Below are 12,073 nucleotides of genomic sequence, written 5' to 3'. Positions count from 1 at the left end.
AAAAGTCCGACCTATGTTTGCTTTGTTTAGTTAACCCTCGGAAACCAGTCCGAACGCCCGGCGCACTGCTTCGTCCATGGACCCACCATTGACGATGGCCGCACGAAGCGCCCGCGGGTCGGGAAGCGCGAGCTGATTGAGCTCAAACGCCGAGACGTTGGTGGCGCCCGAGATGCATCGGAAGCAGCGGTCGACCGCGTGCGCACTCAGGAGCTTTGCCATCTTGGTGGGCGGTAGCGCAGGCTTGTCGCTGACCGCTTCGATGATGACGACATGGTTCTCGCCAATGAACCCGCCATACGTCTCGAAGACGCCCGGCGACACGGCGGCCGCCACAAGGCGCCGCGGCTGGTTGTTGGACGTCACTCGCTGCAAGACCACGCATGGCGACGTGACCACGGACGTGTGCTCCTTGTCGCCCAGGTCGACGAAGCGATGCTCACCGTCGTAGGCAGAGGTGTCCTCCAGCCTGACGATGCCGCCCGGGACGATGTCCCGCGACCACATGAGCGGCATCGCCGTGTACGCCTTGACCTTACGGGCGTCCTGGAGCGACTCGAACTTGGGCCGCTTGTCGCGATTCCAGACGTATGCCCCGATGCGCACGCGGTAGCCATAGTCGGACAGCCGGAACCGCGAGAGGGTGGCCGTCTTGAGGAGGGCCACGTCTTCGACAGAGCGCGGGATGGGCCACACAGCGCCGGCGTTGGGCAGGGTGCACTCACCGACGCTTGTGTACTGACCGGTACCCGAGACTACAGAGACGTTGGCCCGGACCTGCGTGCGGTCCTCCTCGGCGCGGCGCCGCAGCACCGTCATCGCCGTCTCTTGTTCGACGTCGATGAACACACCCTGACGGTCGCTGACCATGCCGATGTGTTCGATGTCTGTATTGCGGATGAGGAACTTGCGCAGCCGCCCGAAGTACTGCCCGGAAAGAAAACTGGTCGGGGTGACCAGTGCGGCTCGTCCTCCCACCCGAAGCAAGCGGACGCAGAGAGCGATGAAGAGACAGTAAAGGTTCGGCTGGGCCTCGATAACGTCCGCGTACGTGTCGCGCGACGGCTCCAGCTCCCCAGCGGTCATCTTGCGGTACGGCGGATTGCAGACAACGACGTCCACGGTACCGAGGCAGGCGGCCAGACTAGTGAGGGAGTTGGCCGCGCGGACGTTGAATCGCGGGACGTAGCCTGTCTTCTGGATCTCCTCGTGCAGGGCCATGCACAGGAAGTGCTTGGATAACTCGCATAGCGTCTTGTCCAGGTCGCAGCCGTAGAGGTGGTTCTCGATGTGCCTAAGCACCTTCAGCGCCGTGAAACCCCGCGCCGTCAGCGCCGTTCGCATCCGCAAGGCGATGGGCGCCAGGAAAGCCGCGCCGCCGCAGGCCGGGTCCATGAAGGACTGGCTGCCGAAGTCGACGCCCTGCTCGGCAAGGTCATCGAGCAGGCCCTCGGTCAGCGAGGCCGGCGTGAAGAACATCGCGAGACTCCTCCGATGGTCATCGTCGACGAGCATGGCGTACGACGAGCTCAGCCAGTACGTCGCATCGAGAAGCGTCAGCCGGCCAAGAATGGCCACGAAGCTTGTGACCTCGGCCTGCAAGGCAAGCGCCTTCGAGTAAGGTAATGCGGGCTTTGACAGCGCAGGGAATGCCGTCTTGCACCAGAGGCGCAGGACAGTGCCTACCAAGGTCGAAGCATCGCATTCACATCGCTCAGCCGCTGTACCGATGTCTCGAATGCGTCGAGTGATTGACAGTTTTGATGGGGCCTCCATCAAGTTCAGTCCCTGCCCCTAAGCGCTTCTGTCGGTGATCCATCGGTCACGTGTTCCCTCCATGGAGTTGGAGTTGTTCCAGATCGGCCAGCAAATCGCCGGCCACTGGTCCACGACTCGCGTCGTGGCAATGCGGGTCGTTGGGCTGCAGCATTCGAAGGCTGTCGCGGCCGGTTTAAGCAACAAGGCCGACTGCGCCGCAGCGCCTGACGTGCCGGGGCTGGGATCCGCGCGAAGAAATCTGCCGGACGACGCGACTCAATGAACTGCTGAGTTGGATGCCCGGTGTCCTTGAGAGCCCAGTTTGGGGTGGGTACCGACAAGGCGATCTGAAAATCGGCTTGTCAAAGAACTGGTCGCTCATGCTTGACTGCTCGTCTGAAGCGAGCATCTCCCCCGACTATTGCACTTATCGAGCCAGTGTAAGCGTCGGTTCGGATTCGTCATGTCGACCGGACGACAGAGCAGCCGCGCTTTCGGGAATTTTGACCGGGAGCGACTGTTCGACAGTGTCAATACAGAGCACGCATGGTCGCAAGACAGAGCTAACGAAGCTCGTCCAGACGACGGCTCGACGACGCTCGTATGGGCAGGACGACCCGTTGGTAGGCCGGGTGGGATTCGAACCCACTGTCGCCCGATTATGAGTCGGGTGCTTGTACCAGGCTTAAGCTTCCGGCCCCTCGAACGATTGTATGAGGCACCCCACTACGAGCATGCTAGTCCGCTCGTCCGCTCGTCCGCTCGTCCGCTCGTCCGGACGAGTTTCGGCCGCGGGCGGGCATCCGGCTTTGGAGCGACGCAGTTCCACTCGCACCCGATGACATCACCGATCTAGATGAAGTTCAGGTCATCAAGTTCGAATTAGTGATGTCTACACAGGGCTCTACTCATAGGAGCCCTTCCCGTGTACCTGCGATTCAAGAAGACCCACATTGCGCTCGTTCGCCTCAATGACCCGAGCCGTTCGGCCGACACGCCACGCGAGCAGACGGTTGGCGTCGTTGCTCTCGACGCCACGAGCGTGCCGGCGGAACTTGCGCCGAAGTTGCGCGATGCCGAGCTTCATCAGATCAACTCACTGCTGAGTGCTCATCAACAAGCCCAGCGTGCACGCGCTGCGAAACCGACTGGCATCAGCTCGCTGCGGTCCTTCTCGATCGACTTTGCGGCGGCACTCAATGCCTGTGCCGACGATCTCGACGAGACGTCCCTGACCGCACTGCGTCTGGTTCGAGACCTGGCAACAGAACGCCTGGCGCAACATCGCCCGTAGGGCAAGGACCCGACCTCGTCCGCCAAGGCGGATGTCGGTCTGTCCGACAAGGACGGAGTGCCTTCGCCCGGGCGATTCAGGCGTCGATGACCAACACTGGGTTGAACGACGCGTTCTCGAGGTCGAATCGTCCCGTCCGCCGTGACTCGCGCACGCTGTAGCAGTACCCAGCCGGGTTGCAGACCACCCGGCACTTGCCTACCCGATAGTCAGACGAGTTGTGCATATGCCCGTGCACCCAGACGTCGGCCCGCTCGACCAGACGCTCCAGGTCGTTGCCGAAGGCGCCATTCACGTCCGAGTCCGCAAAGCTCTCATGAATCGACGCCCGGCTGGGCGCATGGTGCGGAACCACCAGCGTCTTGCCGTCCCACGGCTCATCCAGCTTCGCTTCCAGCCACGCGACAGAGCCCGCGTGCAGCGCGAGTGCGTCATCCGGCTCGAACAGTCGGTCGTCCAGACGAATGAGTCGATGATCGTTCAGCATCATCCGGGCGTTGACCATCGCCAGCGACTGCGGAATACGAGGCTCGTCCACTCGGTAGTCGGTCCACAGCGTGCAACCCAGGACGCGGACGATGCCGAAGCTAACTGCGCTGTTGTCAAGAAAGTGCAGCCGCCCTTACGCCAACTGGCGCTGCCGCGCCATCGATTGATGGAACTCTGTGCCGTAGAGCTCGTGATTGCCCGAGACGGCGACGACCGGGCATGGCCAGTCGTCGAACAGCCGCGCAACGGCCGTGTCGAAGCCGATGTCTCCCGCCAGGACGAGGAGGTCCGCTTCGTCCGTCGGCTGGACGAGCGTCTCCTGAGGCGCGACAAGGCGGCAGTACTCGAGGTGGGTCGTTGGCGATCTGAATATTCATCGTGAAGTCTTCCAATTGAATGCCTAGACCTTCGAGGCGTCGTTCGAACGACGGCTGGACGTCGTCCGGACGTGGATCGTCTGGACGAGTCGTCCGAACGAGTCAATCGACGGTTGAGACGGTCGCATGCCAGTCGGCGAACTCCGCTGGCGCCGCCCCCAACTGCATTTCGGCGTCGACCAGGCCGGCGCGGCGCAAACCCGCCAGCAGCGCGTTGTTGAGCACGCGAGCCGAGTCGGTCGGGCCGACGGTCACGTCCGGCGGGAACGCGAACTCGAAACGTCGGCGCATCAGAAAGTGTCTTCCGCAGGCGGCAACCGACACGCCCTTTCCATCGGGCCATAAGTACGCGATCGCGATCAGGTAGACGAACGTCGGCCCGGCGATCGAGAACTGCCAGCGCAGCCGAGCGCCGGTCGGCGTCCGGACGACAGCCACTTCCTCGATCCAGACGCCGGTCGAAGTCAACGCCGGCTCGTCGGTCGGACCGGGGCCAGGTGCGAAGGGGAACGGGTCGAACGGGATGGGGTTCATGGCGTGGGCTGCTGATCGAGCTGGCCTCTGGCTCCGGGGCGAGGCGTGCTCGGGCAGCTAGTTGAAGTGGCCGGTTAGTCTGCTGGCACCGCCGCTGCATTGGTACTCCCGCTACGGCGGATGGCGCTTCCCAGCAGGCACGCCATCGTGCGCTCGGAGAACGGTGCACTTTGCTGACCGGCGTCCCTACACGTGGGAGGTCAATCCGACCTGCCTAGTAGGAACGTTGATGAGATCAAACTGCGTGCTGCCGTGGGCCGCACACTTGAGCACTGCAGAGATTGGGCGACCTGGCGGCTACATCCTCGCCGCAGTCCGGGCGGAGATTGAGCGCAGGGGCTTGGCACGGCACGAACTGCCAACGCACATCGGCATCACGGCGACGCACTTCGGCAAGTTGCGCAGCGGCACCAGCCCGATCAAGCACGTGAGCGCTCCAGTAGCACGGCGCTTCGCAAAGTTTCTGGGGCTGTCGCTCTATGAAGTTCTGATCGGCCTCGGACAGATCGAGCCGATCGAGACGCTTGCTGAACAGCAGGCCGATGAATGGTTGCACCGTGGCCTAGACGCCATAAGCCGTGATCGCAGCCTCGGGCCGTTGCCGGCAGCCGATCTCGAGTCGACGCCGCGAGCAGTCAAGGTCGCGTTGGTGCACCTTCACCAGCTCGCCAGCTCCGTTCCGCATCAGTCACTGGCGCAAGCACTGTGCGCAACAGAAGAGCCATAGGAGACGAATGCGGGCGACTGCAGCGACGCGATGCGTTTGAAAAGGGGCGGCCGATTGGCCGCCCCTGCTTGCGCCAGATCCCATGATGAGCTCGGGCATTTCTGCTCGACCGTGTAGTAGATCCGGGTCCGGTACTTCATCGGCAACACCCCCTTCCGCTATTGCAGAGAGTCAGTGTGTTGCATCGACCCGTTGAATCCGCCAGCGGCTGCTGTCGTTCGCATCTGCTGATCGTGCGGCAGATTCTTATTGCAAACAGTTGAGCGCAACAAGGGTTGAGCAGCATTTACCGCGAGCGCCGCATCTTTTGCATGTGGCACGACCAGCCGGACGCAGGTGTCACGGCGACCCCGAGCCGGGCTACGCGTCGATGACCGACCCTCCAGTCGAGGCCGGAACCTGAATGTCGCAATACGCCAAGAACGGACACTGCTCGAACAACGTCATCGATCGACTCGCGGCGCCATCCCGGTTCGGTGACCACCTGCCCGCGTATCGATTGCCGTTCGCGGCATCGAGGATCATCTGGTGCACGGTCCGAAGATGCTTTGACTGCGTGGAGATGAACCCGACGCCGACCCGAACTCCGGGGGCTGCCTCTAGCGGCATATGCAGAACCGCGACGGCAAATCGACCGGGATACAACATTAGTTCCACCGATGAGCGCCATGCCGTGTTCGCTGTCGCGTCCGGCCGAACAAGGTGAAGCTCCACAAGCCCGGTCCCGGCATACCTGCCGCGCACAGCTGCTTCCTGCCGCTCCTGTGCTCGGTCGAAGACAAACAGGTCGTCCCCCTTCTGCCCGATCCTGACCGTCTTGCGGAGTGCATCGACCATTAGTCGGAAGTCCTCCCCGCGTCCCCAGAACTCGTAGTCGGGCGCCATCCACGCCACCGAGCCGAAGTGCTTGCCAAGACCCTTGTGCCCCGTCCTAGCTTCATGAACCAAAGACAGCACAACGTCCCGGTTCTTCTTCAAGCAAAGGTTGCCAAAGATTGGCTGCACGCCGGCGGGTGCGGGCAAGCCTCGCTCAACGTCGGTTGCCAGCTTGTGCACGTTCAGCGCGGCTCCTACGGCGTAGGGCTGCAAGAAGTCCAGCTGGAATATCTGCAGGAAGTCCTGCAGGCCCCCATCACCGTCGCAGCTTTGCGCCTCGAACGACAGCGCCATCCGCTCACGAAACTCGGTGAGCAATTCCAAACTCGCGCCAGCCTCGAATTCGTTGGGCAGCCTGGCAGAGAACACGTTGCGTGCGTCTACCTCCATGCTGACTGTCAAAGGAACGAAGCCCGCCTTTCGTGGCTCGACGCTCTCAATCGAGTGGACGCCGTAGGAGCGCTCCCGCTCCTCGCCGCGCGATCGAGCCGATTCACGCTCGATGCGTCCAAAGCTCTCGCGGTACGCGCGCCTGGCTCTTTCCACGCTGCTGCCAACGATGTCTGGCGATGGATTCAGCTTCACCCAGTTCTCCGTCGCGAACGCGAACTCGGCGCGACCCAGCATCGAGAACGTCAACAAGTCGAAGGGAACTACGTCCGATCGCTTCTTGAGCTTCGTCACCCAGGGGCAGTCGTCCGGCGATGCTTCGAACCTCTGCCGCATTTCCTCGCCGAGGGTCAGCTCATCGTCTGACAGGCTGACATAGCCTTGCCGATCCAACGACTCGATCACCGACAAGGCTTCCGCCTCTGAGAACCCGAAATAGTCACGGAACGCCGCCAGAGAAACGCGACCACAGGTGTGCAGAAGCCGGAGCACAAACTCGGTGACCGCCGGCAGACGCTCCTCTGTTGAGATGAACGCCGTCACCTTGAACGGTTGCACCGGCAAGGCAAAGGTGACGCGATTGAACTGAATGTGGTCGGTGCTCATGCCTTGAACTCCTGCCCTCGGACAATGGCGGCGCGCTGCGCGCCAGCCAATGCCTCCACCTTCTTGAGAACTTGGCCCAGCGGCGTCCCCTCATTCTTTCCGCGCCACATCGCCGTAGAGCCAACCACGATCAGGCGCTCCATCGCACGTGACATCGCTACATTGATGCGATACGGGCTCCGAAGGAACCCAGGGTTCAGCTGCGGGTTGTTGCGAACCGTAGAAAGGATCACCACGCGGTTCTCTTTGCCTTGGTAGCTGTCAACCGTGTCCACCTTGATCAGCTTGCGAAGCTCAACGGGTATCCAGCGCGCCTCGCCTTTCATCCGGTTGAGAACCTCGCACTGCTTCGAGTACATGCTGATGATGCCGACGATGGGGTCACCAGGCTGTAGCCCCTCTCGCAATGCACGCACGAGCGCTGGGTTCTGAAGTAGCGCTCGAAGCACAGCCATCACAACGCCTGCTTCGGCGTCGTTCCAGCTGTCTATGCGATCCGGAGAGGTGCTCTCCAGCGCGGCTCTCCCAAGGGTACTGGTGTCGACCCACGAGACCTCATGCCGAAGAGGCGGTGGGAGCAAGCTCGTATCCAGCCACGAGGCGTTTCGCCCCGTAGCGAGCCGCCCACCATAAAAGACATCGGAGACCAGCTCGCCGATGGCAGGCGCCATGCGGTACTGCTCCTTCAGTGACGCACCAACGGCGGCGCCGTACGGTGAGTCGAACACCCGCTCGAAGTCGCTTGCGAAGGCCTTTGAATCGTGGGCGCGGCTCAGCTTCTTGGCCACAACGTCCCGCACCTCCTGCGAGAACGTCGGGGGCAGTTGCTTGTGGTCTCCCACGAGAAGAATGCGCCGACCGGTCTGCATGGCAACCGCCAGCTCGCTGGGCGCTGCCCGTCCTGCCTCATCGATGATGACCCAGTCATACATGTTCTGAATGACACCAGCCGCACGGCGCCCGATGCCCACCAACGTACCTGCAACCACCGTACGCGACTTGGCCAGAAACTCCACGAAATTGGCGGCGGGCTCCCCGAGCGTCTTGAGCCAGTCATCCGACATCTTCAGCAATCGCCGAAGGCGGTGCAACGCCTGCGGCGACTGAACTTCGTACTTCTCGGCCAATTGCTCGAACAAGTCATCGAGCACCTCGCCGAGCTGAACTTCTCCCACCTCGTATTGGTAATCTCGCTTGCAGACCTCGTGAAGTGCCTCCGTCAGCTGACGCAGTCGGTTGGCCGCTAGGTCTTCAGCGGGCGCATCGCCGTCCTTCTCTCTCGCTTTGCGTGATGCTTGTTCTGGGGGCTCCATCGTCAACATGGAGATCTGATCCACAAGGCGACCGACACTCACATGAAGACGTACGGCCGCCGACGCGAACGGGGCCGATAAACCCATTTCAGTCGCGAGCCGGACCACGCGTTCCTTGTACTCAGCCTTGAAGCCCTCTCTGTAAGACTGCTCGATGGACGCCGCGTGGAGGTGCCGGATCGGCTCGGAGACAACGGATTCATGCCCCAGGCGAACGGCATCGAAGGCGATGCCCTTGCTTTCGAATAGCTCCAGCGCCTTTTCGAGCGCGGTGTTCACCGCCTCGTGGGCTTGGCTGACCACCAGAATGCGGCGAGCGCCTTCTTTTGAAATCAGGTAGTGAAGCAGCGACGCGATGAACCAGGTCTTGCCCGTCCCCGGAGGACCCTGAAGCAAACTGAGCGGGCCAAACTGCAGCGCCTTCCGGAACGCGTCTTTCTGGCTCGCATTGAGGCGCTTGCTGCCTTGCGCATAGGCATCGAGCGCTTCCTCAGCCGGAAGGTGAAACTTCATAGGCACCGGCTGCTTGCCAGATGACTGGAAGTAGTCCATCAAGTCCGGAATGACGGACCGGCCTTCCAGGATTCGATCAACTGCGGCAGCGCGTCGGGTGAGGGAGGCATTTTCCATGTTGCTGCGCAGCCGCAACTTGTCTCCCGGCTTCGGTGGCTTTCCGCCCCAGCGCTCGATGGCCAGCTCCGCGTTCGCACCCAGATAGGTGTCGCGCAATTCAAGGTCCCCACAACGGCGCCAGATGCCCTCTGCGTTCTTGCGCTCAACCCATGTCCTGTCGTCCACATCCGGATCAAAGCCAGCCCCGTCCAGGACGCAGGGCAGGAGCATTTGATGCTCGCGCTGCGGATTTCGCCGCGCCTCGGCGGTGACCGTTGCCAGCGGAAGCGATTCCTCTTCGGCGTCCAGCAGGCTGCGCCAAAGCTCCTCCACGTCAACTTCAACCGGTGCTTCGGCTTGCTCGGTCTGCTCTCCGTCTGATGTTTGCGCCGGCAACTGCGGCTCGTCGGATGCAGGCTCGCCTTGATCAGCCTCTGCGGGCTGTCCGGGGCGGTCACCGAACTCTTCGTCCCACAGCTCCAGAGAGGGTTCAAGGTCAGACGCTTCGTTCCGAGCCCCGTCCGCCAACACTAATCGGACACGAATTCGACCGAGGCACTTGTCTTGGGCCCAAATGAGCTGGGTAAGGTCCACCTGCTTGGCCGTCACCCACGCAGCGCGCCGCTCGGTGCTCTGCCACTCGATCGTCAGCCGAGCACCTGCTCCGGTGAGGTGAATCAATCTGGAGCCCGGGTTCCTTCGCGAGTTCTCCATCGTGAGGTAGAAGAACCCGTTGTCGCTGACCATCTCGCCCTGGGCCACTCCAGTTGCCGAGAGGTTCCTGACCGTGATTCGATACGGCTCGAGATCCGGCACGTCGGTCGGCTGCCCTTTGCCGTCGAGTGCGCTCTGCAGCGGTTCGAGGGCGGAGAGGTGGCGTTCGCTGAGGAGACGCTGAATCTCGTCGCGAACCAGCTCCAGCCCCAACAAGGCATCCTCACCTTGGGTGCCCACCAGCAGCTCATTCAGCACGGCCGCCAGCCCATAGCGGTCGCGCGCCAGTGGCGACATCGACTTGTAGTCCGCAGGAAGGTATGCCGTCGTGTAGGCATCACCCGAGGAACGGCGGAAGTCCAGTATGTCGACGTAGACGGGTTTGCCGTTGGCGTCGATGACGATGTTGTCCGGCTTGATGTCTCCGTGCGGCCACTCGAAGTCGTGCATCTGCGCCAGGGTTCGCGTCAAGGCACGTGCGACAGCGAGCTTTGCATCGCGCGACTGCGGGCGTTTCATCCACTCGGCCAGCGTTTCTCCTTCAACCCAGCCCTGAACGAGCAGCAAGCTGCGCCGGCTCAAGCCGCAATCGAGCACCTTGGCTAGGCCTGGCAGGGCGGCGGCACGCAGGTTCCGGGCACGCTCCAGGAAGGATAGGAGCCGGATGGCAAGGTCAGGCCGCTTGAGGTCGGGCTCAACCCCATGCCACTCCTTGACCAGCACGGGCTGGCCATCAAAAGAGCTCCGGAAGGCCAAGAGATCGTCATCGTCAGCCAGTGGCTTGCTTTCTTCGGAGTAGTCCCTGACGCGGCTCTTGGCCCGATAAATGTCGAAAGCCGCGAGGTCGATGACCTGCTCGCTATCCCCCTTGGAGACATCGTTCACCGCCTCCAGCATGTCGCGGGCCGACTCGTAGCGATCCTTCGGCTGGGGGCTCAGCGCCCGCGAGAGCACCGCGTCGAAGCCACCGCTGTGGGCGTCGTCGGCACGCTTCTCCCAGACGAAGTTGCCTTCCACACGAGGAGGACGTTCGCCGTGGAGCATCAAGTGCGCGAGCACGCCCAACATGTAGATGTCGCGCCTGTAAGGTGTCGCGCCTTCGGCGTTGCCTGAGTCCTCAGGCAGGTTGGCCCGCTCAACCTTCACTCTGTCTCGGAAGGCGCCGACGGTCGCCATGGTCGGGTAGTAGGCCGCTGGGAAGCCGGAAATGATGACTTTGGCGGGTCGCTCCACCCAAAGGCAGTGTGCGCCGATGTCGCGGTGCGCAACGTTCAGATCGTGCAGGTCGGCAAACCGCTGAAGCATCGCTTTCACGAGGACAACGCGCTCCGGCGCAGTCAGCCTGGCCAGCCCGGCGTTCACGAACTCGCTCAGCCGGGTCACCTTGGGGGGCAAGGCATAGAGTTCCGCGAAGTCTCGCGTCACGTCGGCTTCAGACATCCGAGCGATCGGCCTCAGCAGGCTGCGCGACAGTTCCTCGTTTCGCAGCTCGACGTGTTCATAGACGCGTTGTTCACGCAGGCCGATGAAGCCGCGCTCGCCCTCACCGATGAGTTCCGAGCCGAGGGCGGAAAAGTCCCACTGCCTCAGCAATGCGAGCTTGTCGGGGTCGGTCTTCTCCTTCGCGCGGTACTCGGCATAGAGCCGCTTGGGGTGTTCCCACAGCGGTTGTGGTTCCGGCCGGTAGCCATGGATGTTGAAGCCAGCAGGGCGACCTCGCTGCCCCTCGAAGAAAAGGTCGTACGCGTTCAGGAAGGTCAGTGGCCTGATGCGGGAGGGGCGGTTGACGAACTTCCGATACTCGTCTTCCTTGGTCCACTCCAGCAACTCATCGATGAACAGCACGGACTTCGCTTCTTCCTGCTCCTCTGAGAGATCCAGTTCCTCGATCGTCCCTGTCAAGACAACGAACGACAGCACCAAGGGCGTCTTCGCAGGCCCCAGACGCGTCTGCATCGTGGTGCCCAGGCGCTTGGCCTTGAGGTTGATGAGCGGCACTGGCGATCGCCCGCGAGGCTGCCCATCCACGTACCAGTTACCGCCGCGAGCGACCAACGCCTTGCCTCGCCAGTTCTTCAGCTCGATGGCGATGATGTGGGTGTGGGTCACCAGGACAAGGTCGAAGTCGTCGTCGCCACCACCAGGGCCGCCTCGGCTCAGCTTGAACGACGCATACCCCCGCCAGCCCTTGGTAAACGCGGCGGCATCGAATCCCTTCTGAATGCGCTGCTGCGCATCGATTTCTGAAGCCGGAACGCCGGCTTTCTCGATGAGGCGAATCTCCATGGTCGCCCCTCAGCCCCGGCCCGGGACACCGCGGCCGTAGCAGTCCGGCGACATCACGGCGCAGGTCGACTCAATCCGTGCCGCCCCGGGCAACGCT

General features: G+C 62.5%; 9 protein-coding genes and 1 tRNA gene. 3 read left to right on the top strand and 7 right to left on the bottom strand.

Annotated features, from left to right (window positions below; translation table 11 throughout):
* Positions 1-30: 30 nt before the first annotated feature.
* Complete coding sequence (locus EV670_RS00950) at positions 31-1,602, bottom strand: HsdM family class I SAM-dependent methyltransferase (protein ID WP_242616788.1); 1,572 nt, start codon at positions 1,600-1,602, stop codon at positions 31-33.
* A 247-nt stretch (positions 1,603-1,849) separates the two neighbouring features.
* Here EV670_RS00950 and EV670_RS00945 point away from each other — a divergent pair, with 247 nt between their 5' ends.
* A complete protein-coding gene (locus EV670_RS00945) occupies positions 1,850-2,041 on the top strand; it encodes a hypothetical protein (RefSeq protein ID WP_130429951.1) in 192 nt (63 codons plus the stop codon).
* Between the two features lie 338 nt (positions 2,042-2,379).
* On the opposite strand, the gene EV670_RS00940 is transcribed toward EV670_RS00945, so the two are convergent.
* Positions 2,380-2,458, bottom strand: a tRNA-Ile gene (locus tag EV670_RS00940).
* A 225-nt stretch (positions 2,459-2,683) separates the two neighbouring features.
* Between EV670_RS00940 and EV670_RS00935 the strand changes: the two genes are divergently transcribed.
* Positions 2,684-3,052 (top strand): hypothetical protein, encoded by a 369-nt coding sequence (locus tag EV670_RS00935; protein ID WP_130429950.1) that lies wholly within the window; start codon positions 2,684-2,686, stop codon positions 3,050-3,052.
* A gap of 76 nt (positions 3,053-3,128) precedes the next feature.
* On the opposite strand, the gene EV670_RS00930 is transcribed toward EV670_RS00935, so the two are convergent.
* The 3 genes from EV670_RS00930 to EV670_RS00920 all read right to left on the bottom strand — a co-directional run bounded on the left by EV670_RS00930 (position 3,129) and on the right by EV670_RS00920 (position 4,452).
* Positions 3,129-3,590 (bottom strand): metallophosphoesterase family protein, encoded by a 462-nt coding sequence (locus tag EV670_RS00930; RefSeq protein ID WP_130429949.1) that lies wholly within the window; start codon positions 3,588-3,590, stop codon positions 3,129-3,131.
* Between the two features lie 84 nt (positions 3,591-3,674).
* The gene (locus EV670_RS18975) at positions 3,675-3,806 is read right to left on the bottom strand and encodes a hypothetical protein (RefSeq protein WP_423213563.1); all 132 of its coding nucleotides are present in this window, start codon (positions 3,804-3,806) and stop codon (positions 3,675-3,677) included.
* A gap of 214 nt (positions 3,807-4,020) precedes the next feature.
* Positions 4,021-4,452, bottom strand: coding sequence for a hypothetical protein (locus tag EV670_RS00920; RefSeq protein WP_130429947.1), 432 nt, complete (start codon positions 4,450-4,452; stop codon positions 4,021-4,023).
* 229 nt (positions 4,453-4,681) lie between these two features.
* On the opposite strand from EV670_RS00920, the gene EV670_RS00915 reads away from it, so the two are divergent.
* Positions 4,682-5,179, top strand: a complete 498-nt coding sequence (locus EV670_RS00915) for a hypothetical protein (RefSeq protein ID WP_207224971.1) — start codon at positions 4,682-4,684, stop codon at positions 5,177-5,179.
* A gap of 360 nt (positions 5,180-5,539) precedes the next feature.
* Here EV670_RS00915 and EV670_RS00910 read toward each other — a convergent pair whose 3' ends face one another.
* Positions 5,540-7,051, bottom strand: coding sequence for a hypothetical protein (locus tag EV670_RS00910; RefSeq protein ID WP_130429945.1), 1,512 nt, complete (start codon positions 7,049-7,051; stop codon positions 5,540-5,542).
* Positions 7,048-11,976 (bottom strand): AAA domain-containing protein, encoded by a 4,929-nt coding sequence (locus EV670_RS00905; RefSeq protein ID WP_130429944.1) that lies wholly within the window; start codon positions 11,974-11,976, stop codon positions 7,048-7,050. The genes EV670_RS00910 and EV670_RS00905 overlap by 4 nt, the downstream gene beginning before the upstream one ends.
* Between the last annotated feature and the right edge of the window lie 97 nt (positions 11,977-12,073).

This window comes from Rivibacter subsaxonicus (assembly GCF_004217215.1).
GTDB lineage: Bacteria > Pseudomonadota > Gammaproteobacteria > Burkholderiales > Burkholderiaceae_C > Rivibacter > Rivibacter subsaxonicus.
The sequence above is the reverse complement of the archived record's forward strand: the minus strand, read 5'-3'. Positions and strand labels throughout refer to the sequence as shown.